18 protein-coding genes are annotated in these 23,258 nt (G+C 70.9%); 8 read left to right on the top strand and 10 right to left on the bottom strand.

The genetic code is table 11. The features are described 5' to 3' along the window. The first annotated feature begins 93 nt into the window (after positions 1 to 93). The 3 genes from OG858_RS35920 (at position 94) to OG858_RS35910 (ending at position 3,675) form a co-directional block, all read left to right on the top strand. On the top strand, positions 94 to 1,413 hold the full coding sequence (locus OG858_RS35920; RefSeq protein ID WP_319064578.1) for a jacalin-like lectin: 1,320 nt from the start codon (positions 94 to 96) through the stop codon (positions 1,411 to 1,413). A 173-nt stretch (positions 1,414 to 1,586) separates the two neighbouring features. Then, complete coding sequence (locus tag OG858_RS35915; protein WP_327725232.1) at positions 1,587 to 2,171, top strand: TetR/AcrR family transcriptional regulator; 585 nt, start codon at positions 1,587 to 1,589, stop codon at positions 2,169 to 2,171. Between the two features lie 100 nt (positions 2,172 to 2,271). Beyond that, positions 2,272 to 3,675, top strand: coding sequence for a hypothetical protein (locus tag OG858_RS35910; RefSeq protein ID WP_327725231.1), 1,404 nt, complete (start codon positions 2,272 to 2,274; stop codon positions 3,673 to 3,675). Here the strand turns inward: OG858_RS35910 and OG858_RS35905 are convergent. Together OG858_RS35905 and OG858_RS35900 are read right to left on the bottom strand one after the other, a co-directional pair. Beyond that, positions 3,620 to 5,368, bottom strand: a complete 1,749-nt coding sequence (locus tag OG858_RS35905; RefSeq protein WP_327725230.1) for a DUF2264 domain-containing protein — start codon at positions 5,366 to 5,368, stop codon at positions 3,620 to 3,622. The genes OG858_RS35910 and OG858_RS35905 overlap by 56 nt on opposite strands. A 203-nt stretch (positions 5,369 to 5,571) precedes the next feature. Continuing rightward, positions 5,572 to 6,618, bottom strand: a complete 1,047-nt coding sequence (locus OG858_RS35900) for a rhamnogalacturonan acetylesterase (RefSeq protein ID WP_327748261.1) — start codon at positions 6,616 to 6,618, stop codon at positions 5,572 to 5,574. Positions 6,619 to 6,810: 192 nt separating this feature from the next. On the opposite strand from OG858_RS35900, the gene OG858_RS35895 reads away from it, so the two are divergent. After that, positions 6,811 to 8,508, top strand: coding sequence for a rhamnogalacturonan lyase B N-terminal domain-containing protein (locus OG858_RS35895; RefSeq protein ID WP_327748262.1), 1,698 nt, complete (start codon positions 6,811 to 6,813; stop codon positions 8,506 to 8,508). 7 nt (positions 8,509 to 8,515) lie between these two features. Here OG858_RS35895 and OG858_RS35890 read toward each other — a convergent pair whose 3' ends face one another. Beyond that, positions 8,516 to 9,928: an RICIN domain-containing protein gene (locus OG858_RS35890; protein WP_328544059.1), complete on the bottom strand. Its 1,413-nt coding sequence runs from the start codon at positions 9,926 to 9,928 to the stop codon at positions 8,516 to 8,518. Between the two features lie 11 nt (positions 9,929 to 9,939). Then, a complete protein-coding gene (locus tag OG858_RS35885) occupies positions 9,940 to 11,058 on the bottom strand; it encodes a glycoside hydrolase family 43 protein (RefSeq protein WP_327725226.1) in 1,119 nt (372 codons plus the stop codon). Positions 11,059 to 11,302: 244 nt separating this feature from the next. On the opposite strand from OG858_RS35885, the gene OG858_RS35880 reads away from it, so the two are divergent. Beyond that, the gene (locus tag OG858_RS35880) at positions 11,303 to 13,423 is read left to right on the top strand and encodes an autotransporter (protein ID WP_086749934.1); all 2,121 of its coding nucleotides are present in this window, start codon (positions 11,303 to 11,305) and stop codon (positions 13,421 to 13,423) included. A 237-nt stretch (positions 13,424 to 13,660) separates the two neighbouring features. Here the strand turns inward: OG858_RS35880 and OG858_RS35875 are convergent, their stop codons facing one another. Continuing rightward, complete coding sequence (locus OG858_RS35875) at positions 13,661 to 14,650, bottom strand: ArsR/SmtB family transcription factor (RefSeq protein WP_086749935.1); 990 nt, start codon at positions 14,648 to 14,650, stop codon at positions 13,661 to 13,663. A 220-nt stretch (positions 14,651 to 14,870) separates the two neighbouring features. Here OG858_RS35875 and OG858_RS35870 point away from each other — a divergent pair, with 220 nt between their 5' ends. Continuing rightward, positions 14,871 to 15,314, top strand: coding sequence for a peptidase inhibitor family I36 protein (locus tag OG858_RS35870; RefSeq protein WP_086749936.1), 444 nt, complete (start codon positions 14,871 to 14,873; stop codon positions 15,312 to 15,314). Positions 15,315 to 15,365: 51 nt separating this feature from the next. On the opposite strand, the gene OG858_RS35865 is transcribed toward OG858_RS35870, so the two are convergent. Next, positions 15,366 to 16,814 (bottom strand): amino acid permease, encoded by a 1,449-nt coding sequence (locus OG858_RS35865; protein ID WP_319064551.1) that lies wholly within the window; start codon positions 16,812 to 16,814, stop codon positions 15,366 to 15,368. 138 nt (positions 16,815 to 16,952) lie between these two features. Here OG858_RS35865 and mmuM point away from each other — a divergent pair, with 138 nt between their 5' ends. Beyond that, positions 16,953 to 17,906 (top strand): homocysteine S-methyltransferase, encoded by a 954-nt coding sequence (gene mmuM, locus OG858_RS35860; RefSeq protein ID WP_319322402.1) that lies wholly within the window; start codon positions 16,953 to 16,955, stop codon positions 17,904 to 17,906. Positions 17,907 to 18,182: 276 nt separating this feature from the next. Here mmuM and OG858_RS35855 read toward each other — a convergent pair whose 3' ends face one another. From OG858_RS35855 to OG858_RS35845, 3 genes are read right to left on the bottom strand one after another with little or no spacing between them, the layout of a single operon-like run. After that, positions 18,183 to 18,968: an ABC transporter permease gene (locus tag OG858_RS35855; RefSeq protein WP_086751442.1), complete on the bottom strand. Its 786-nt coding sequence runs from the start codon at positions 18,966 to 18,968 to the stop codon at positions 18,183 to 18,185. Then, positions 18,965 to 19,915, bottom strand: coding sequence for an ATP-binding cassette domain-containing protein (locus OG858_RS35850; protein WP_319064548.1), 951 nt, complete (start codon positions 19,913 to 19,915; stop codon positions 18,965 to 18,967). Before OG858_RS35850 ends, OG858_RS35855 begins: the two co-directional genes overlap by 4 nt. Positions 19,916 to 19,942: 27 nt before the next feature. Beyond that, positions 19,943 to 20,614 (bottom strand): DUF4097 family beta strand repeat-containing protein, encoded by a 672-nt coding sequence (locus OG858_RS35845; protein WP_319064547.1) that lies wholly within the window; start codon positions 20,612 to 20,614, stop codon positions 19,943 to 19,945. A 221-nt stretch (positions 20,615 to 20,835) separates the two neighbouring features. On the opposite strand from OG858_RS35845, the gene OG858_RS35840 reads away from it, so the two are divergent. Then, positions 20,836 to 21,582 (top strand): GbsR/MarR family transcriptional regulator, encoded by a 747-nt coding sequence (locus OG858_RS35840; RefSeq protein ID WP_319263730.1) that lies wholly within the window; start codon positions 20,836 to 20,838, stop codon positions 21,580 to 21,582. Positions 21,583 to 21,613: 31 nt separating this feature from the next. Here OG858_RS35840 and OG858_RS35835 read toward each other — a convergent pair whose 3' ends face one another. Then, complete coding sequence (locus OG858_RS35835) at positions 21,614 to 23,215, bottom strand: carboxylesterase/lipase family protein (protein ID WP_328544060.1); 1,602 nt, start codon at positions 23,213 to 23,215, stop codon at positions 21,614 to 21,616. Between the last annotated feature and the right edge of the window lie 43 nt (positions 23,216 to 23,258).

Below are 23,258 nucleotides of genomic sequence, written 5' to 3'. Positions count from 1 at the left end.
CTGACCTTGCACGTCACACTGATTGCCATCGAACCTGAGCACCGCTCACCTTCCCCCCGCCCTCCGGAGAACCCCATGAGCCCCACGAGCCCCATGAGAAGACTGCTCGGCACCCTCGCCGCCGGCACGCTGGCCGTCACCGGTCTCGCCACCACCGGTGCGACGCCCGCCGCGGCCGCCACCAGCGGCACGTTCAACGTGCTGACGTACAACGTCGCCGGCCTCCCGGAGGGGCTGAGCTCCGGCAAACCGGCGACGAACACCCCGCTGATCTCGCCACGCCTCGGGGCGTACGACATCGTGAACGTCCAGGAGGACTTCAACTACCACGCGGCGCTGTACGCGGGCGACAACCACCCGTACCGCACGGCGACCAGCGGCGGGGTGCCCTTCGGCGACGGCCTCAACACCCTCTCCGACTACGCGTTCGACGACTTCGAGCGGGTGAAGTGGAACAACTGCACCGGCACCAACTGCCTCACCCCGAAGGGCTTCTCGCTGGCCCGGGTGCGGCTCGACGAGGGCGTCTTCGTCGACCTCTACAACGTGCACACCAACGCCGACTCCGACGACGCGGCCCTCGCCGCCCGCCGCGCCAACGTCACGCAGCTCTCGGAGTTCATCAAGGCGAACTCGGCGGGCAACGCGGTGATCGTCATGGGCGACACCAACACCCGTTACACACGCACCGGCGACAACGTCCGCACCCTGACCGGTGAGAACGGCCTCACGGACCCCTGGGTGCAGCTGATCAAGGGCGGTGTCGCCCCGGCTCTGGGCGCCGACGCGCTGGTCTGCCCGACGACCGCCCCGACCAACGACTGCGAGGTCGTCGACAAGGTCTTCTACCGGGACAGCAACGTGGTCGACCTGACCGCGAACCGCTACAACAACGAGTGGGCCAAGTTCCTCGACTCGGCGGGCGGCAACCTCTCCGACCACTTCCCGCACACGGTCGACTTCTCCTGGAAGCTCAACCCGGGCCTCCGGGCCAGTGACTTCTTCGGCGGCCCGCACGGCACGGCGTACAACGACGCGGACAACCTCCCCTCGACGGTCGCGCCCCGCACCCTGACCCTGCGCGGCGCCTCCCGCCTCGACGCGGTCTCGCTCACGCACGACGGCGGTACGACGCTGACCCACGGCGGCACGGGCGGCACGGCGGCCTCCCTCACCCTGGCCTCCGGCGAGCACCTCACCTCCGTGAAGCTCACCCAGGGCCAGAAGGACGGCCGCACCCGGATCTTCTCCGCCGCCTTCGGCACGGACAAGGGCCGCACCCTCGCCTCCGGCACCGCCACCTCCGACACCAAGACCTTCACCGCCCCCGCCGGCTGGCAGATCGTCGGCTTCACCGGCCGCGCGGGCACCGAGATCGACAAGCTGGGCGTGCTGTACGCGCCGATCGGCTGAGCACCACCCGCAACGGCCGGCCCGGCCCACTCGGCCCCGCCCCGACCACCACGGGGCGGGGCCGCCTGTCCGGCCGGTCCCCCTCACCAGCCGTCGGCGGGACACGTGCACACCGATGGCGGCCGGGCCTTAACCTAGAGCCCCTAGGTTCTTGTCCCCCGCAGAGGTGGCCCATGCCCCGAGCCGGTCTCACCCCCGACCGCATCACCGCGGCCGCCGTCGCTCTCGCCGACCAGGTCGGCTTCGAGAACGTCTCGCTCTCCGCCCTGGCCCGCCACTTCGGGGTCAAGGACGCGAGCCTGTACTCGCACGTCAGGAACCTCCAGGACCTGCGCGGCCGGATGGCACTGCTCGCCGGCGGCGAGATGATCGACCTGATCGCGGCGGCCGTCGCCGGGCGGGCCGGCAAGGACGCGCTCGCCGCCTTCGCCGGGGCCTACCGGGAGTACTCCCTCCGGCACCCCGGCCGGTACGCGGCCACACAGCTCCCCGTCGACCAGGCCCTCGTCACCGACTCCCCCGCCCTGCGCCGCACCGCCGAGATCACCTACGGCATGCTCCGCGCGTACGGCCTCGAAGAACCCGATCTCACGGACGCCGTACGGCTGTTGCGCAGCACCTTCCACGGCTTCTGCGCCCTGGAGGCCGGGGGCGGCTTCGGTGCGCCCCGCGACGTACGGAGGTCGTGGGACAGGTCCGTCGAGGCGCTGCACCTGGCGCTCACGCACTGGCCCCGGGAAGTCCCCGAGGGGACGTAGCCCCGTCGCGGAGGGCCGACCGCAAGGGGCTGCCCCTTGAGGTCTCAAACAATTTCCGCACCGGCGGCAACCTTCTGCCGGACGGGGGCGACCACAGCACATGACACCTGCAACACCCACCCCCTCCGCCCCGTCCCGGCACCGCCGTCGCCACCTCGCGCGCAAGCCCGTGATCGGCTCGCTCGTGGCCGCGTCCGTGCTGGCGGGCGCCTGGTACGCGACCGCCGGGGCGGCGCCCACCCCCGCGGCCGGTGATCTCACCGTCACGAACACGACCGTGAGCCTGCCGGCGAAGTTCCCCTACCTCTCGGCCGGCTACAACAACAGCCGGGAGTGGACGCGGACGGCGACGGCCGTGGCGCCGAACGGCACGCTGCGGGTCGCCTGGCCCGCGTCGGACGGCGTCCACGTCACGCCGCTGACGGCGGCCGGCAAGCGCTCCGGTGCCGATTCGGTCGTCAAGGGCACGAAGGAGGTCGGTGGTCTCGTCGCGCACAACGACGGGTTCGCGCTGCTGACCCGGGTCTCCGACACCAACAAGTGGAAGGAGACGGCCGCCGCGCTCATCCGCTACCAGAACGGCAAGCAGACCTGGCGCACCAAGCTCACCGGCGCCTCCTCCGACGACACGGCCCCGCTGCTCGACGGCCAGCTCGCCTGGAACGGCAAGAAGTACGGCGCCTACTTCGTCGTGCACGGCGCGGGCGGCTTCGCCGACGGCCACTTCGGCGACAAGCTGTCGTACGTGGGCCCGAAGGGCAAGAAGCTCGGCGGCGGCTGGGGCTGGGGCTGCTCCCACAACGAGGGCATAGCCCTGCGCGCCGAGACGAGCGGGAACTTCACCTCCCTCTGCTTCGACGACTGGCGGTCGGGCCTGTTCGTGTCCACCGGTATCGCCGCCCCCGACAACGCGCCGGTCGTCCAGCGCGAGCAGTGCTGGGCCGGCTACTGCGGCGGCACCTTCTCCGGCCGCACGGGCGAGATCGTGAAGTCCTCCACCGGCCGCTACGCCACCGCCTTCGCCTCGCGCGGCGCCGCCTCCGCCAAGAAGAACCCGGACGACTCCAGCGGGCGGGGCTGGACGGTCAAGCCGAGGACCAGCACCCACCAGGTCGCCGTCGCGTTCCTCAAGAACCGCAACACGCCCTCGGGCAAGCCGGTGTACCTCACCTCCGCCAAGGGCACCGAGCACGTCAACGTGCGTGTCGCCCCGTACGGCGAGAACCGGCTCCTCGTCTCCTACGAGACCCTGAAGAACGCCAAGTGCGCGAGCGGCACCTGCACCGGCACCTTCAGCGGCACCCACTTCCGCCTCGTCGACTGGAGCGGCAAGCTCCAGGGCGCCGACAAGGTCGTCAAGGCCCGGATCTCCGGTGACATCGCCGTCCTGAAGGACGGGACGCTGACCTGGGCCTACGCCCCCGTCACCCCGTCCTACACGACCGCCCTCAACGGGGCGTCACCGACCACGAAGACGCTGAAGGTAGCCCGTCTGACGCCGTGAACACGAACTGGGCCCGCTCGCCGTTGGCCCAGTTGACGGACACCTCGTACACCCCCCGCACCTCCACGGAGACCAGCTCCGGGAGGGGCAGGGGGACGGGGTCGGCGGTGAGGCGGGCGACGGCGACGAAGAGGGTCGCTCCCTCTCCGGTCCGGCCGACGAGCCCCGGTCCGTCCGTGTCCGACGACAGGCCGTGCCCCGGGAGAAGCTCCGCGCGGACACCCTCCGCCCCCGCCCATCCCGTGATCCGCACCGGGGTGCCGGGGGATGCGTCCGTCACCAGATGGGCCCGGACCTCGACCGCACCCCGGGCCGCCACAAGGCTCGTGACCCGCGCGCCTGTCTCACCGACCGAGTGCCGGGAGGCCGCCCAGCCCTCCCCCACGCCCAGCGGCTCGATGCCGACGCGGCCGGCGTCGCCGCCGACGGTCACGCTGTTGTCGTACGCCTCGGCGGGCTCCGCGAGGGGCACGGGCTCCGTCACCGTCGAGTACGCGAGCCGGGTGTAGAACGGGTCGTAGCGGACGTCCTCGCTGCCGTGGTTGTGGAGGCGGACCAGGCCGTCCGAACGCGTCGACTGCAGCAGCCAGTTGGGCGGCCCCACGGGGCGCAGCTCGTCCTCCCGCTCCACCGGTCCCGGCTCCTCCGTCGCCGTCCACACCTCGTGGTCGGGCGGCAGGAGCAGGCCGAGGAAGCCCTTGCTGGCCCAGTACGGGGAGGCGGGGCCCGAGTAGCCCTGCAGGACTGCCGGGTCGGGGCCGTGCCAGCCCAGGGACAGCAGGCCCCGCTCGTCGACCGCGCCCCGGTCGAGGAAGTACTTGAGCGCGCCCGACGCCAGCCGCCTCGTCTCGCCCGGCGACAACGGCGTACGGCCGGTGAGGGCGCCCAGCCACAGCGGGACGGTCGTCGCGAAGCGATAGGTGAGGGAGCGGCCCTGGTGCAGGGGGGCGCCGTCGCCGCCGAACAGGCGCGCGTAGTCGGCGAGATGGGCCGACAGGCGGTCGCCGTAGCGGGCCAGGAGGCGTTCGTCGTTCGCGAGCCAGGCGTGCAGGACCGGGTAGAGGTGCATGGCCCAGCCGTTGTAGTAGTCGAACTTGCGGCCGTCGCCGTCGGTGTACCAGCCGTCGCCGAGGTACCACTGCTCGATACGGTCGAGCCGCTGGTCGATCACCCGGCGGGACAGCTCCGGTTCATGGCCGATCTCTTCGAGGAAGCCGCCGACCGTGACCGGGAACAACTCCCAGTTGCAGGGCCAGGGTTCGGCGGTGAGCGCGTCGGCGAGCCAGGCCGCCGTCCGCTGCCGGACGCCGTCGTCGAGCCGGTCCCAGAGCACCTCCCGCGTGATGCGCAGCGCGAAGGCGATCGACGCGGCTTCCACGAGGGGCTGGCTGCGGTCCTCGATACGGGGCCAGACGCCGGACACTCCGGCCGCGAGGCCGTCCGCGTACCGCGCGAGCGCCTTCTCGTCGCGGCGGAAGGCGGCGAGCAGCAGCGTACGGGCGTATCCCTCCAGTCCGTCGGAGAGCCGGCCCGTCCAGCTGGTGCGGTCGCCGGGGAAGTAGTACAGCGCTCCGTCGGCGGTCGCGTACGGCTCGACTGCTGCCAGCAGCGAGTCGGCTGCCGCCTCCCAGTGGGCTCGGGTGTAGCCGGTGTACGGGCTGAGGGTGCGGTCGTCCTGGGGCTGGGAGGGCATGTGGTGCGCTTTCTGGCTGGGAGTTCGGGGGTGGCCGGGTGAGTTCGTCATCTGCGGGTGGATGGGGGTTGGTCCTTCGAGGGGCGCGGGGAACTGCGCGACCAGCCCTCACCCACCCGCACCCGCCGTACAACCCGCACCCCCGAGCCCTCCCGCGTACAGACCTGGGGCGCCCCGGTTCCGGTCGGAACGCCCCAGGGGTCTTATCCCACCCTGGTCTTCCCCTCGGGCACCAGACCCTGGGCGACGAGTTCGTCGCGGACGAGGTCGGCGTAGACGGTCGCGCCGTGCACCGAGGTGTGGGTGTTGTCGCGCTTCTCGTTGTAGAGGTAGAGCGCCTTGGAGCCCTCGGTGCCCAGGGACTCCACCAGCGCCTTCGTCTTCGCGGTGAGGTCGATCAGGGGCACGTCGTGGGCGGCGGCGACCGAGCGGGTGACCGCCGGGTGATCGACGCCGAGGCCGTTGACCAGCAGGGCCGTGTTGTTGTTCAGGGTGCCGTCGGAGTTGAACCAGCGGCGGACGATGGGGGTCACCAGGACCGGCTTGCCGCGCTTCTCGCGGACGCCCGCGACCAGGGTTTCGAGGTTGGCCCGGTAGGTGGCCTCGTCGGTCTGCTTGTCGTTGTGGGCCAGCTGGATCAGGACCAGGTCGCCGCGTTGGATCCGCGGCTGGACGGTGGCCCACAGCCGCGGGTCGGCGAGGTAGGACACCGTGCTCTCGCCGGAGTCGGCGTGGTTGGCGACCGAGACGCCCTTCCTCAGGTACTGCGGGAGCTGCTGGCCCCAGCCGGAGTACGGGTCGCCGGGCTGGTCGCAGACCGTGGAGTCGCCGACGAGGAAGATCTGGCGGGACCCCTTGGAGGGGGTCACCCGGATGTCGGCGAGGGCGGGCGCCGAGCCGCCGATGACGAGGTCCAGGCCGGCGGTGCCGTCGGCGCCGGTCGGCTCACCCTCGGGGGTGCGGACGTCGACGGTGAAGGTGTGGCGGACGTGCTCGCCGGCGTCCGTCGCCGTCTCCGCCAGGAAGGTGCGGCGCGTCTCGCCGGTGATCCTCGTGCTCGCCGCGCTCTCACCTCCGAGGCGGACCCTCACGTCGTAGGTGCCGGCGGGGACGTCGAAGTGGCAGACGTTCGCGACGCAGTTCTCCAAGCCCAGCACGGGCCGACCCGAGTCCGCCTCGGCCGGCACGGCGGTGAGCACGGCGCCCAGGGTCGTCGCCACTGTCAGCGCGGCGATGGTGAAACGTCTCATTGCGGCTCCTCCCGAGGAATGACAAGGCCCGGCGGCTGGACGGTACATCGTTTGGCAAGCGCTTTCTAGATGTCAGCACGTATTCACATGATTACCAACTTCCGTGCCGCGAAAGCCCTTTCGCGAAAACGATTCAACTGTCACCCTTCCGAATCACCCGCACTCCCCCCACACCACCCGAGGAGGACCCCCATGTCCGAATCCACCGACAGACCGACCGTCACCGCTCCCGGCCTGGGCCGCCGCGGCTTCGTCGTCGGCACCGCCGCCACGGCCGCCGGAGCCGCGCTCGCCGGGCCGCTGGCCGGCACCGCCCGCGCCGCGGCCTTCGGCTACACCGACGACGGCACCAACTACGTGATCGACACCGGCGCGAGCCTCGTCTTCAAGGTCCGCAAGAGCAACGGCGACCTGTCCTCGCTCGTCTACCGGGGCACGGAGTACCAGGGCTACGGCGGCATGAACTCGCACATCGAGTCCGGCCTCGGCAGCTCCACGGTCACCATCAGACAGTCCGGTTCGACGATCCTCGTCTCCGTCACCTACGGCACGCTGAGGCACTACTACGCGGCCCGCAGCGGCGAGAACAACATCTACCTGTGGACCAACAAGGCCGACACCTCGGTCTCGGCGACCCGCTACATCGTGCGCGTGAAGGCGGGCCTCTTCCTCAACGACCAGCCCGACTCCTACACCTACGCACCCACCACCATCGAGGCCTCGGACGTCTTCGCGAAGTCCGACGGCCAGACCCGCTCCAAGCACTACTCCAAGCTCCGGGTGATGGACTACGACTACGTCGGCTGGACGACCGGCAGCGTGGGCCTGTGGATGGTCCGCAGCAACCACGAGAAGGCGTCCGGCGGTCCCTTCTACCGCTCCCTGCTGCGCCACCAGAGCGCTGACGGCGGCGGCCTCTACGAGATCCTGTACTACGGCCAGAACCAGACCGAGGAGCAGCGGTTCGGCCTCCAGGGCCCGTACGTCATCGCCTTCACGGACGGCGGGGCGCCCTCCTCGTCGCTGTTCCCGGGCACGCTGACCACGTCGTGGGCGGACTCGCTCGGCCTGAGCGGGTACGTCTCCGCGAGCGGGCGGGGCCGGGTGGCGGGCGTCGGCATCACGGGCCGGAACACGTCGTACGCGTACACGGTCGGGCTCGCCAACTCGGCCGCGCAGTACTGGGGTTCGGCTCGGGCGTCGGACGGCTACTTCTCCGTCTCCGGGGTGTTGCCGGGGACGTACACGCTCACGGTCTTCAAGGGTGAGCTGGCGGTGTACACAACCTCGGTGACGGTCACCGCGGGGGGTACGACGACGCTGAACTCGATCGCGGTCCCGTCCTCGAACGACCCGTCCAACGCGGGCACGATCTGGCGGATCAACGACTGGAACGGCACGCCGAGCGGTTTCAAGAACGCCGACCTGATGACGTACGCGCATCCCTCGGACGTCCGGGCCGCCGCCTGGACCGGCAATGTGGTCATCGGCAGCGGCACCGAGACCTCGGGCTTCCCCTGCTACCTCTGGAAGGACGTGAACAGTGGTCTCCTCGTGTACTTCCGGCTGACCGCCGCGCAGGCCGCCGCCGCCCACACCCTGCGCATCGGTGTGACGACGGCCTACGCCAACGGCCGGCCGCAGGTCGTCGTCAACGACACCTGGACCTCGGCGATCCCCTCCCCGCCCACCCAGCCGAACACCCGGTCGCTGACGAACGGGTCCTACCGGGGCAACAACCACACGTTCACCTACAGCGTCCCGGCGTCCGCCTGGCTGTCGGACACGAGTCAGTACAACGTGCTGAAGATCAACGTGGTGAGCGGTTCGGGGGCGACGTCCTATCTCAGCGCGGGGACGTCGATCGACGCGATCGACCTCCTGAGCTGAGACACCGTCATGTTCCGCGCGTCCACTGCTGATTCGTCCCGCTGTTGCACGTGTACGTGATGATCGCGGCGCCGTCGGCGGTGGACGCGCCGTTCACGTCCAGGCATTCACCGCTCGCGCGGGAGACGACCTTGACGTAGCTGCCCGAGGTGGTCAGCGACCACTGCTGGCCGGTGGACGAGGAGTTGCACTTCTCCTGGGTGACCGTGTTGGCGTTCTCCTGGACGCACAGGGTGCTGTGACGGGTCATCAGCTGGTAGTAGCCGCTGCCGACGGACTTGAACCAGTACTTCTGGTTGTTGCCGCCGTTGCAGGTGTACTGCTTGATCTGGGCGCCCGGCCACAGCGACTGACTCGTGACATCGGCACACTTGGCGGAGTGGCGGGCGATCAGCGTGTTGTAGGTGGCGCTGGTGCCGCTGACCGTGCCGGTGGCCGTGTCGACGGTGACCTCGGGCGACCAGGACATGGACATCGTGGTGGAGGTCGGGAAGGTCAGCGGCAGCCAGACGTAGCGGGAGTCGTTGACCGTGCCGCCGAAGGAGTTGCCCCAGCGGTCGCCCATGTAGAGGTAGGAGGTGGTCGAGGTGCCCTGCACGGGGAGGACGTACGCGGTCTGCGAGCCGAAGGTCGTGGAGTCGCCGACGTTGGCCATGGCCGTCCAGGGACCCGCGATGCTGGTGGCGGTGGCGTACTGCTGCTGGTTGGGGTTCCAGCCGGTGGCGCCCGAGGTCAGCATGAAGTAGACGCCGCCCCGCTTGAACAGGGCCGGTGCCTCGCGGTGGCCGCCGTGCCAGGGGTCGGCGACGAGGGCGGCGATGCCGGTGTAGTCGGCGGTGAGCCGGTAGATCTGGAGGTCGTAGTTCTCGCGGGCCGCCGAGATCATGTAGCCGGTGCCGTCGGTGTCCACGAAGACGGTGATGTCACGGGACATGTGGGTGCCGAGCGGGCGGAAGCTGCCCTGCCAGGTGTAGTTGCCGTCGACGGTGTCGGAGACGGCGACGGCCGCGCGGGCCTCGCTGTAGTCGGTGCCGTTCTCCTTGTGCATCCACATCACGAACTTGCCGGTGGAGGCGTTGTACATCACCTTCGGCCGCTCGATGTTGGCGGTCGCCAGCTCGGGGTCCGTGGCCTCGGTCAGGACGTGGTTGCGGAACTCCCAGTTCTTCAGGTCCGTGGAGCGGTAGGCCGACACGTACCGGAAGGTGTTGTCGGAGTTCCGGTTCTCGCCGAACCAGTAGTAGTACGAGCCGACCTTGATGACCCCGCCGCCGTGGGCGTGCAGGGCGTTGCCGGCGCTGTCGGTGAACTGGGTGCCGTTGGGAACGGTCTGCGCCGCCGCCTGGGCGGGGCCGGCGGTGACGAGGGCGCCTGCCAGCGCCAGACAGAGCGCGAGGAGCATCGCGTACGCACGTCTCATCTCAGCTCTCCTTACTCGGTGCTCGTGGTGGATGTGTCGGCTACGGGGACTCCGAAGTCGGGGGTGCCGTCGGGCTTCCAGCCGAGGCGCTGGATACGGGTGTGGCGGTTGGGGTCGTTGAGCGGGTCGCCGACGATGTCCTTGTACTGGCGGGCGTGGTAGACGAGGACGTCGGTGCATCCGTCCTCGGCGACGGTGAAGCTGTTGTGGCCCGGCCCGTACTGCTTGGTGGTGTCGTTGCTGGTGAAGACCGGTGTCGGAGACTTCGACCAGTTGGCGGGGTCCATGAGGTCGGCGTCCGCGTCGATGGTCAGCAGGCCCATGCAGTAGTTGAAGTCGGTCGCGCTCGCCGAGTACGTCATGAAGAGCCGGCCGTCGCGCTTGATGACCGACGGCCCCTCGTTGACCTTGAAGCCGATGACCTCCCAGTCCAACTCGGGTGTGGTGAGCCGCACCTGAGGTCCCGTCAGGGTCAGCGGGTCGGCCATCTTCGACAGCCAGACCGCGGTGTTGTTGTTCATTCCGGGCTCGTGCTGCGCCCACGCGAGATAGCGCGAACCCCGGTGGGTGAAGGTGGTGGCGTCCAGGGAGAAGGTCTCCCAGGCCGTCTTCAGCTGCCCGCGCTCGACCCAGGTGCCCCTGAAGGGGTTGGGGTGGGAGTTCTCCAGGACCCAGATGCGGATCGCCCAGATGTCCTCGGCGGGCGCGGAGGCGAAGTAGATGTACCACTTGCCGTCGATGCGGTGGATCTCCGGCGCCCAGATGTGCGCGCCCATCGCGCCCGCCTCGTGCTTGCGCCAGATGACGGACTCGTCGGCCGTCGACAGTCCGCGCAGGGTGCGGGATCTGCGCAGGATGATCCGGTCGTACTCGGGCGCGGTCGCCGTGAAGTAGTAGAAGCCGTCGGTGTGCCGGTTGATGTGCGGGTCGGCGCGGTTGCGGACCAGCGGATTGACGTACGGCGGCCGGGAGGTGGCCGGCCGGGACGTCGGTGCCGGGGACGTGGGTGCCGGGGACGTGGACGCCCTGGCGACGCCGGCGGGCAGGGCGGTGAGGGCGCCGGCGGCCAGGGCCCCCTTCAGAAGCAGGCGCCGGTGGGGAGGTTCGGGAAGTTCGTGCTCGCGGGGCATGTGGGCTGCCTCTCTGCAGGGTGTTGCACGTGGGGGGACGCGGGGGGACACAAAAGAAAACAGATTCGTTCGACATTTCGCACAAGATCAGTCATTCCGAACGGCGAAAAGGTAAGGGCGTGTTACGCCGAGGTCAACGGGTCGGGCGAGACGAACACAAGCTCACAGGAACGAACCCATGGGTAGAACCCGGACTTCGCGAAGTTTCTGTTATCGGGGTGGCCCCCCGACCGTCTCCGATGTCGTGCGCAGCCAACCCCACAAGACAGCGGCGGCCGCCGGAGCCCTGGCGGTCACCGCCCTGATGCTCGGTGCCCCGACCGCGACCGCCGCCGGCCCCCGCGACGCGACCTCCGACGTACTGGCCGGGCGGAACGTGACGCTCGCCGGGGACACGGTGGTGACCGTGCCGTCCGGGACGACCACGTACGACGGCGTGTTCAGCGGCACGGGCACGCTCACCGTGCGCGGCTCCGGGACTCTGGTCCTCACCCGGGACAGCGACTTCACCCTGCCGAAGTCCCGGCAGCGGCAGAGCGTGAGGACACTCGGCGGGAACCACCCCTACGTCACCACCACGAACCCGGACCCGCCGGCCGTGACCGTCGCGAAGGGCGCGACCCTCCAGTACGGCGACAGCGGTTCGACCGGGGTGATCGGCCACTACCCGTACGGCACCCCGGCGTTCCGGCTCAACCAGAACAACATCCGGGTCGACGGCACCCTGCGGCTCGCCCTGAAGAACGTCCAGTACAACCTGGGGACCATCAGCGGCTCCGGCCTGGTCAGCCAGCCGAGGTTCCTGTGGGCCACCTGGGACCTGTCGGGCACCCATCCCTTCACCGGTGTGATCGACAACGGCACGCAGGTGAACGCCGGCCGTCCGGAGTTCGCGACCTCCCTGCCGAACGCGCGCAAGGTCCTCAACCAGGGCACCTGGACCGTGGACACCCCGCTGGGGCGGACCGTCACCCAGGGCATGGACTTCTACCAGCGCGAGTACGGCAGCGACATCAACGTCCAGTCCAGGCCCGGCAGCCGGGTGATCCTCACCGGCCAGTACAGCTGGTCGGACCAGGGCGGAGACAGGAACCCCTCGCTGAGCGACCCCGCCCTGAACTGGACGCCCGCACGGAAGAACGTCAACAAGCGCGGCACCAACATCAAGGGCGCGAACGTCCAGTGGGGCGACGGCACCACGAACAAGATCTTCATGCCGGGCACGGCCCAGACCGTCTACATCAACCTCCTCGCCGCGCGCTCCCGTTCACTGCTCACCTTCGACTACAACGGGCCGGTCACCCTGGGCGCCCCCATCGGCGGCGGCCGCTTCCACGACACACTGGCCGCGCCCGGCGCCGGGGACATCGTCGTCAAGGGGACGAAGGGCAACGACGTCACCTTCGCCGCCGTCCAGTACTACGACGGCTCGACGACCGTCGAGAAGGGCGCCGTGCTGCGGCTGGGCAGCGGCAGGTCAGGCGGCGACGGCGGCCTGTACACCAAGGGCGACCTCTGCAAGGTGGTCAACAACGGTTCGCTGATCATCCGGAACACCTCGAAGCCCGTGACCCTGCCGCGAGTCGGCGGCAGCGGCTCGCTCGTCCAGTCGGGCACGGCCACCACGACACTGACGGGCGGCGCGGTGACGTACACCGGGGCGACGACCGTCACCAAGGGCACGCTGGCGCTCCGCTCGGGGGCGACTCTCGCCCACAGCCGGGCCGTTCGGCTCACCACCGCCGGGGCGAAGCTCGACGTGGGCACGGCCGGGCTGAAGGTGACCAGGTCGCTGTCCGGCCGGGGCACGGTGCAGGGGTCGGTGACCAACGCGGGCGTGGTCGTGGCCGGACTCACGGTGACCGGCGGCTACACCCAGGCCGAGAAGGGCGAACTGGTGCTGCGCGAGCGACCGTTGAAAGTGAACGGGGCGGTGCGGCTGGCCGGTGGGCTGGACTTCGCGGCGCTGGCCGCCGTCGGCGGGCCCGGCGAGAGGATCACCGTGATCGACCACCGGGGCAAGGGCCGGAACACCGGGACGTTCACCGGACTGCGCGAGGGCGCCAAGGTGAGGCTCGCCGACAACACGTACCGGATCAGCTACCGGGGCGGCGACGGCAACGACGTCGTGCTGACGGCGGCGAAGGCGAACCCGTCACCGGCCGTCAAGGCCGCCTCGGGCGCCGGCTCCGGTTCCGGCGCCCGGGTCACCCGTACGCAGAACGCGAGCGCCTCCGCCGACAGCGGCCTGGGCTGGTGGCCGTACGCGCTGGCCCTCGGTGGTCTCTCCGGGCTGCTGGTGCCGATGACCCGGCGCCGCAGGAACAACCGGCGGGGAGGCGGCAGGCACGCCGCCGCGAGCTGAGACGGAACTCTCACCACGCGGGACGTGTGACGGTCGGGCGGTCGCTGTACGGGGGTCGGCGTCCGCCCGACCCCGTCCGCCGGGCCGCTGTCAGCCCTCTTCAAGGTGTTCTTGAACCCGTGGCGCCGGCCAACTCCAGTTGACCGGATCAGCCCATGAGTACCGCCGAGCCGTCCCGCCGGCCACAACTCAGATCATTCAGGCGCACGCACCTCACGGCCAGAGATCAAGGAACATCTACTCAGCCGCCTGCCGGGACTTGTGGTCCAGCAGGGCGGCGCCGAGTGGGGTCAGGGTGTGCAGGACGGTGTTGGCGTGGCGGTGGCTGGCAATCAGGCCGGCGTCGCGCAGTACTCCGGTGTGATGGCTCGCCGTCGTGGGGGTCACACCGGCCCGGCGGGCGGCCTCGGTGGTGGTGGAGCCGGACGCGCTGGCTCTGAGGATGGCGGCGCGGGTGGGGCCGAGCAGCGCGTGCAGCGGCGGGGAACCCGCGTCCGGGGACGTCGCCGGCCGGTGGTGGAGGGGGTAGAGCAGCACGGGCGGGAGTCCGGGGTCGGCCAGGGCGATGGGCGCGTTCCAGCAGAAGTGGGAGGGGATCAGGAGCAGCCCCCGCCCTGCGAGGTGGACGTCGCGGTGGTCCGGGTACGGATGGATCTCCAGGACCGGTGGCCGCCAGCGGATCGTGGGCCCCAACCCGGCCAGCAGCCCCTCGGTGCCGGCGTGGAACAGGGTGCGCGCGTGGCGGGCCCGCTCGGCGTACAGGCGTTCCTGGATGTGCTCCTCGTGCGGGGCGATCACTGCCCGGTGGTAGGCGCGCAGGGCGTCCACGAGTTGTTCACGCATGTCCCGCTCGGCGAGCCGGCGGACCCAGGCCGGGGCGCCGACGGTCCGGGTGAGCGCGTCGACCTCGCGCACGACCCGCTCGCGCGGCGTCGCCAGAACGGCCTCCAGCCCGGCAGCCAGTCCTTGGGTGCCCTCGGGTGGTGTCAGGAAGTCCGGGAAGTAGCTGGCGCGCGGGAAGAGCGGCACCAGGAAGGTCTTCACCGTCCGTTCGAGCCCGGCCCGGCGCAACGAGGCACACGCGGTACGGAACCAGGGCGCGTAGGCCCAGCGTCCTTCGCGGGTCTGGAGCCGGTGCAGACTGACCGCGATCTCCCAGAGCGCGTGCGGCTCGGTCGCCACTCTGACCTTGGTCAGGTCCTCGGACATGAAATGAAAGCGGAGCATCCGGTTCTCCGTGGGCCCTCGTGGTCGGCCTGCGAAGTGTCAGCAGACTCGCATGAGCATGACAGTGGCATGCCGGGCCGGGAACATGAATTCCCGCCAGCCGTAGGCCCGTTGACACATTCGGGGGTGCGGTGTCGCACGCCGACCGCCGTGCTGTTCGAGCGGTCGCGTGCCGACGCCCGCCACGGGTCACGGCATCGACCACAAGAAAGGCCATGGGATGTCCTCGTACGAGCAGGAGCACGACCAGAAGCCGAGCCGCGGGCGCCGTCGGATCCGCAGGGCCCTCGCCGCCGCGGCCCTCACCGTCGCCACGGCCTCCCTGGGCCTGATCGCACCGAGTTCCGCAAGTGCCGCACCGCAGGCGTGGGAGTGCGACACCGGAGACGTGTGCGTCTGGACCGGCATCAACGGGACGGGCAGCCGGTGTGCCTGGACCAACTCCGATCCGGACTGGTGGAGCGGCAGCATCCAGTGTTCGTGGTCCGACACCCAGAACGTCAGGTCCGTCTGGAACCGCGGCACGTCGTCCTCGTACAACTACGTCGTCCTCTACACGGGCGCCAACTACAGCGGCACCCGCTACTGCTTCGGGCAGAACGGCGGCTTCGACAACGACTTCAACGCCAGGATCCGCTCCCACCGTTGGCAGGCTTCCTGCTGATCCAGCGGGTGACCGGCGGGTCCCGTTCCGGGGCCCGCCGGTTCGGTGTGTCTAGGCGGTGGCGTCCGCCGTGTCCTCGGTGCCGCTCGCTCGCTCGGCCCCCTCCTGCCGCCCCCGCAGCCACACGTACACCGGGATGCCCGCGAAGAGGAACAGGGCGCCCTGGTAGACGGCCGCGTAGCCGGCGCCGGCGATCAGCCAGAAGGAGAAGGCGAAGGAGAGGGCGGCGACGATCAGGTCGCGGACCAGTCCGGCGGGACGGACCCGCTCGCGGGTGCCCCGGGCCAGCCAGTACAGCTGGGCGGCCGCGGAGAGCAGGTACGGGACGCAGCCGGTGAACGTGGTGATGAGCACCAGGACACGGAAGGCGGTCTCCGGGTCGTCCGCGTAGTTCACGACGATGAGGAGCGTGCCGAGGACGGCGGTGGCGAGGACGCCGAAGCCGGGGACGCCGCCCTTGCCGACTCGGGCGAAGGGCTTCGGGAAGAGGCCGTCGCGGGCGGCGGCGTACGGCATCTGGGCGCTGAGCAGGACCCAGCCGTTGAGGCAGCCGACGATCGAGGCGACGGCGACCAGCGCGATCACCGTGCCGCCCCAGGTGCCGCCGGCGATCGAGTTGACCGCGTCGGCGAAGGGCGCCCCCGACTCGACGAGTTCCTTGTGCGGGACCAGGCCGAACACGGCGACCGTGCCGAGGATGTAGACCAGCGCGGAGGCGAGCGTGCCGAGGACGCTGGCGCGGCCCACGTTGCGCTCCGGGTCACGGACCTCGCCGGCGCTGACGGCGGCCGACTCGACGCCCAGGAAGCTGTAGAGGAGGAGGGCGGCAGCGGCGGCCAGCGCGCCGGGGGCGCTCTCGCCGGAGGCGTTGAAGGGGCCGTAGTTGTCGGTGTCGATGAAGAACAGGCCGATGGTGCCGACCAGCAGCAGCGGCACGAACTTCAGCACGGTGGACACGATCTGCACGGCGCCCACGTAGCGGGTGCCCGCGAAGTTCGCGGCGGCCGGCAGCCACAGGGCGGCCAGGGCCACCAGCGCGAGGACGACCTTGCTGTCGCCCAGGGGTATCAGGACGTCGACGTAACCGACGACGCCGACGGCCAGCGCGGCGATGCTGACCCAGCACATCGTCCAGTACGACCAGGCCGACAGGAAGCCCGCGAAGGGGCCGAAGGCGTCGCGCGGGTAGACGTAGAGGCCGCCGGTGACCGGGCTGCGCCTGGCCAGCTTCCCGAAGAGCAGCGCCAGCAGGACGGCGGCCACGGACAGGACGGCGAAGGCGAGCAGGCTGACCGTGCCGTAGGGGGCGACGGCGGCGGGGAGGGTGAAGATGCCGCCGCCGATGATGTTGCCCATGACGAGGGCGGTGGCCGCCGCGAGGCCGAACTTGCGGCCCGGGGCCGCCGCGCTCGTGCCGGGCTCGGGTGCCGGGGTGGTCCCGGATTCCGTGGCCGGGGCCGGTTCGGGCTCGGTGGCCTCGGGGGTACTGGTGGTGGTCATGGCGGTTCCCGGGGGATGGGCGGGGCGGGGACGGGGAGGGCGTGATCGTACCGCCGCGTTCCACATGGTGGTCAATCTGTTCATGGACTGGACACAATCGAGTGTTCCCGCCTCCGCGGCTCGACTACCGTCGTCGGCATGACCAGCAACGCACCCGGCAGCTTCCCCCACGTCCCCGGTCCTCCCGTCGGCCCCTTCGCCGCGGCCCTCGCCGCCGAGACCCTCGTCCTCGACGGCGGTATGTCCAACCAGCTGGCGTCCGCCGGGCACGACCTCAGTGACGAGCTGTGGTCGGCGCGGCTGCTCGTGGAGCACCCGGAGGCGATCACCGAGGCCCATCTCGCCTACTTCGAGGCGGGCGCGAACGTGGCGATCACCGCCAGCTACCAGGCCACCTTCGAGGGCTTCGCCAAGCGCGGCATCCGACGGGAGCGGGCCACCGAACTCATGTCCCTGAGTGTCGAGTTGGCCGTGGACGCGGCGGTGGCGGCCAAGGCGGGGGGCGGCTCGCGCCCTCTGCTGGTGGCCGCCTCGGTCGGCCCGTACGGAGCGATGCTCGCCGACGGCTCCGAGTACCGGGGCCGGTACGGGCTGAGCGTCGCCGGGTTGGAAGGGTTCCACCGGCCCCGCATCGAGGCGCTGGCCGCCGCCCACCCGGACGTCCTGGCCCTGGAGACGATTCCGGACACCGACGAGGCCGAGGCGCTGCTGCGGGCGATCCGTGGCCTGGACGTGCCCGCCTGGCTGTCGTACACCGTCGCCGGCGACCGCACCCGCGCCGGGCAGCCGCTGGAGGAGGCCTTCGCGCTCGCCGCCGACGCCGAGGAGGTCGTCGCCGTGGGCGTGAACTGCTGCTCGCCCGACGACGTGGACGGCGCGATCGAGACGGCCGTCCGGGTCACCGGCAAGCCGGTCGTCGTCTACCCGAACAGCGGCGAGACCTGGGACGCGTCCGCGCGGGCCTGGACCGGGCGGTCGACGTTCACCGCCGCGCAGGTGGAGGGGTGGCGGGCGGCAGGGGCCCGGCTGATCGGCGGGTGCTGCCGGGTGGGGCCCGAGGCGATCTCGGCGATCGCGAAGGCGCTGAGCTGAAGACGCAGGACTGAAGACGCAGGGCCTGACCGCGCAGGGCTGAAGACGCAGGGAGAGGGCTTCCGAGCGTTGGAGCGATGGCGGGGCGGGGGCGGGGCGGGGGCGCGTCCCGCCGCGCTCGGGCTTGGGAACTCGGTGTCCGCATCTGCCCCGCGGACGACCTGCGGACGAACGGGGCGGCGCACGCCGACGCCGTGTCGGGTACGCCGCCCTGTGGTGGGACGGGTTGCGGGAGGTGGGACGGGTTGCGGGAGGTGGCCCGCGGTGTCATGGCGGTTACTTCGGGTCGCTGTTGAACTTCGAGGCCGACCAGAAGTAGCCGAGCACCGCGAGGCCCAGGCACCAGGCGAGGGCGAGCCAGCCGTTGTGGCCGATCTCGGTGCCGAGCAGCAGACCGCGCAGGGTCTCGATGGCCGGGGTGAAGGGCTGGTACTCGGCGATCGGCTGGAACCAGCCCGGCATCGTGTCGGCCGGGATGAACGCGCTGGAGATGAGCGGGAGGAGGATCAGCGGCTGCGCGCTGTTGGCGGCCGCCTCGGCGTTCGGGCTGGACAGGCCCATGCCGACCGCGATCCAGGTGAGCGCCAGGGAGAAGAGCGCGAGCAGCCCGAAGGCCGCCAGCCACTCCAGGACCGTGGCATCGGTGGAGCGGAAGCCGATGGCCACACCGACCGCGCCCACGAGGACCACGCTGGCGACGCAACTCAGCACGCTGCCGACGACGTGCCCGATCAGGACGGAACCGCGGTGGATCGCCATGGTACGGAAGCGGGCGATGATGCCCTCGTTCATATCGGTGGAGACGGACACGGCGGTCCCGACGACGGTGCCGCCGATGGTCATCATCAGGATGCCCGGAACGATGTAGGCGATGTAGTCGGAGCGGTCGCTGCCGCCGATGCCCGCGCTCATCACGTCTCCGAAGATGTAGACGAAGAGCAGCAGCAACATGATCGGGGTCAGGAGCAGGTTCAGGGTGAGGGAGGGGTAGCGGCGCGCGTGCAGGAGGTTGCGGCGCAACATCGTGGACGAGTCGCGCACGGCGAGGGAGAAGGTGCTCATCGGACGGTCTCCTTGGGCTGGTCGGTGCTGGTCAGGGCGAAGAACACGTCGTCGAGGTCGGGGGTGTGCACGGTGAGTTCGTCGGCCTCGATGCCGGCGGAGTCCAACTGGTCGAGTACGGAGCGCAGTTCGCGCTGGGTGCCGCCGCTGGGGAGCTGCAGGGCGAGGGCCTCGTCGTCCCGGGTCGCCTCGCGCAGCGTGGAGGCGGCGGACCGGTAGGCGGCCGGGTCGGTGAAGCGGAGCCGGACGTGCCCGCCGGGGACGAGCCGCTTGAGTTCCTCGGCGGTGCCCTCGGCGGCGATCTTTCCGTCGTGCAACACCGCGATGCGGTCGGCGAGTTCGTCGGCCTCCTCCAGGTACTGGGTGGTGAGGAGGACGGTGACGCCGCCGGTGACGAGTTCGCGGATGATCTGCCACATGTTGTGGCGGGAGCGGGGGTCGAGGCCGGTGGTGGGTTCGTCGAGGAAGATGATCCGCGGGTCGCCGACCAGGGTCATGGCGATGTCGAGGCGGCGCTTCATGCCGCCGGAGTAGGTGGAGGCGGGCTTCCCCGCGGCCTCCACCAGGTCGAAACGCTCCAGGAGTTCGGCCGTGACGCGTCGCCCCTCGGGCTTGGACAGGTGGTGCAGGTCCGCCATGAGGAGCATGTTCTCCTCGCCGGTGATCAGGCCGTCGACGGCGGAGAACTGCCCGGTGACACCGATCGCGGCACGCACCGCCTGCGGGTCGACGGCAAGGTCGTGGCCGCCGACGCGGAGCTCGCCGGAGCCGGGGTCGGGAGAGATGAGAGTGGAGAGGATCTTGACGGCGGTGGTCTTGCCGGCGCCGTTCGGGCCGAGCAGGGAGAAGATCGTCCCTTCGGGCACGGTCAGGTCGATGCCGTCGAGGACGACGTTGTCTCCGTAGGACTTGCGCAGCCCGTTCGCCGCGATGGCCGGGTTCGTCATGGGAGTGCTCCTTGTCGACGCTGCTGGTCAGTTGCTGTGTGCGGTGATGTCGCCGTAGCCGGTGGTCGCGTGGATGTCGAGCTGGGCCGCGGCGCCCTGGGTGTTCTTGAGCGCGTTGCGGATCCGGCCGGAGGAGGTGCCGGCGTCCAGGGAGGCCGAGACCCCGGCGGCGGCGCCGATGGAGATCTCGCCGTGCCCGGTGCGCAGGGTGACGGTGCCGCGCACGGCCTCGGTGACGCGGAGGTCGCCCTTGCCGCTGGTGATGTCGGCGGGGCCGTCCAGACGGCCGACCAGAGCGTCGCCGGCCAGGAGGGTGAGGCGGGCGCTCGCGACCTCGTCGAGCTTGACCTGCCCGTGCGCGCCGTCGATGACGACGTCGCCCAGCCGCCCGACGCCGCGGAACTCCGCGGCGGCCGCCTTCGCCTCGACCCGGGAGCCGGCGGGCAGCTGGACAGTCACCTCCAGGGTTCCGGAGGGGCCGAAGAGTTCGTTCTTCGCCTCCGGGGCCTGGATCCGCAGCACCCCGTCGCGGTAGTCGACCGTGGTCTGCTCGGCGGCCTTGACGTCGCGGCCCTTGGCGGCGTCGGCGGGCCGGACCTCGACGGTGGTGTCGGTCCGGTCGGCGGCGATGAACCGCACGCGTCCGGCCGGGATGTTCAGCACGGCGGAGATCGGGGTGGGGGTGTCGAACTTCTGCATCGTGCTCTCCTTCGAGTCGTTGTTTCGAACGATGGAAAAGCTACGTTGCATTCACACTTCTAGCAACATGCACGTTGCGCATCGACACAGTTATTGCAGGTGATGGCCGATAAATTGTTGCAACGAGCTTGAAGCTAACGCAACAGCTCTCACGCATGCGTTGCAATGAAATGAGGGTGAACGCTATGGTGGGCGTACCACGGAGCACGAAGGAGACAGCGATGCCGGGAGGCAGGCTCACTCAGCAGGAACGCCAGCAGATCGCGCTGGGGCTGGCCGACGGCCTCGCCTACGCGGAGATCGCCAGACGCCTCGATCGTCCGACCTCGACGATCACGCGCGAGGTGATGCGCAACGGCGGCCCCACCGCCTACCGTGCCGAGATGGCCCACCGCGCCACCGAACGCCGCGCCCACCGCCGCCGCCGGACCACCCCCCGCGAGGCGCAGGCACCCGAGCAGGCTCACGGGCGCGACGCCGAAGCCGTACGCGAGTACGAAGAGACGTTCACGACCGTCATGATGGCCTCGGGCATGCCCACGATGATGGCCCGGGTGATGGCCTGCCTCACCCTCACCGACAGCGGCAGCCTCACCGCGTCCGAACTGGCCCAGCGCCTCCAGGTCAGCCCGGCGTCCATCTCCAAGGCGATCACGTTCCTCGACAGCCAGGGCATGGTCCGCCGGGAACAGGGCGAACGCCGCCGCGAGCGCTACATCGTCGACGACGACGTCTGGTACCAGTCGATGATGGCGAGCGCCCGCGCCATCGCCCAGGTCGTCGAGGTCGCCCGTCAGGGCGTCGGCGTCCTCGGCACCGGCACTCCCGCCGCCGCCCGCCTGGAGAACGTCGCCCGCTTCCTCGACTTCGTCAGCGAGAACACCCGCCGCGCCGCGGAACAGGCCCGCGAGGTCCTCCACACCAAACACCCGACGCCCGCGGACGGCGCAGCCGAGCCCGGCTCCTAGCCCGGCTCGGATCGCGGATGGACATCCCTCCTCACGGACTTCGGCGGAAGCGGCGCAGGGCCGGACGTGGGCCTCCGCCGGAGGTGACGAAGGTGCCCGCGCCCTGGACCCTCCGGGGGCGCCTGGCGTCCGCGTCCCAGAGGGCGAGTTCGGGGTCGTAGGGGCCGAAGGCCGTCCGGATGCCGTCCGGGGCGTGCGAGTCGTCCGGGGTGCCGAAGACGCGGACCGGGTGGGTGGGGTCCCAGGCGGGCCAGCCGGGGGTGCCGTCCGTCGCGAAGCGGACCCAGGCGGTGTGCATGGCGGTGGCGAGGCCGCGCGGGGCGTTCCCGCCGGCGAGCTTGGCGGAGGCGGGGGTGGCACCGGTGTCGAAGACGAAGCCGAGTTCGAGGGCGTGGCAGGAGCCGAGGGCGGGGATGCCGGAGGGCCAGGCGAACTCGTAGAGGTAGGACCGGTCCTGGCCGATGCGGGCGTCCGCCAGGCGGAGCAGGGGGACGCGCAGGAGATGGTCGGTGACGAGTTGGCCGACCAGGTCGGCGGTACCCCTGTCGGGGTGGAGGTCGCGGTAGCCGCGGGGCAGCTCGGGGCCGCAGTGGCAGCGGGCGCGGGCGCCGGCCAGGGCGACCGTGCCGAGTCGGTCGACGCGCTCCTGGAGGCCGCCGGGGACGAGCCAGAGCCGGTGCTCGTCACGGGTCCAGCCCATGAGGAGGTCGATTCCGGGGGCCGCGCCGTGCTCGGTCAGTGCCTCCAGCGGGTCGGTGGGCAGCAGGTCGCCGTCGACGACGACGCCGAAGGCGGGGCCACCCAGCACGGGGCTGCTGAGGCGGCCGACCTCGGCCTGCACCTCGACGAGAGTGGACCGGTCCACGACCGCGAAGGCCGCGGCGGTCGCCGGTACCTTCAGCCGGGTGGCCATCCGGCGGACCATGCGACGCACCTTGTCCCGGTCCAAGGCCTCGGGCGGCCCGCTCTGCAGCACGGCCCGCCGGAACAGACCCCGCGCGCGGGGGACGGCCAGCAGCGCGCCGACGCTGATGGCGCCCGCCGACTGGCCGAACAGGGTCACCCGGTCCGGGTCGCCGCCGAACCCGGCGATCGACTCCCGCACCCACTCCAGGGCGGCCAGCTGGTCGAGCAGCCCGCGGTTGGGCGGTGTGTCCGGGAAGAGGCCGTAACCCTCCACACCCAGCCGGTAGTTGAGGGACACCAGCACCACACCGTCGCGGGCGAAGGCGGCGCCGTCGTAGACCGGGACCGCCGACGAGCCCCGGGTGAGGGCGCCGCCGTGGATCCAGACCATGACCGGCAGGCGGGCGCCGCGGCCCGGCTCCGGCGTCCACACGTTCAGGTTGAGGCAGTCGTCGCCCGGGACGACGGGGTCCGACAGATAGCGGGCGAACGCCTCCGAGTACGGCGGTTTCGGGGGCGTCGGCCCGAAGGCGACGGCGTCACGCACCCCCGCCCAGGGCTCGGGCGGGGAGGGCGGGCAAAACCGGCGGGGGCCGAAGGGCGGGGCCGCGTACGGGATGCCCCGGAAGACCGCGATCCCGTCCTCGTAGCCGTCCCCGTGCTCGTACGTGCCGCGTACGTTCCCGTACGGCGTCCTGACCACGGGGCCCTGCCGGCCTGCCGTCATCGCGCACCAGCTCCTCACGCCCGCCCGCTCGTGAACCGTCGTT

The organism is Streptomyces europaeiscabiei, assembly GCF_036346855.1.
Lineage (GTDB): Bacteria > Actinomycetota > Actinomycetes > Streptomycetales > Streptomycetaceae > Streptomyces > Streptomyces europaeiscabiei.
Note: the sequence above shows the minus strand (reverse complement) of the source record. Positions and strands in the feature narration are given on the sequence as shown.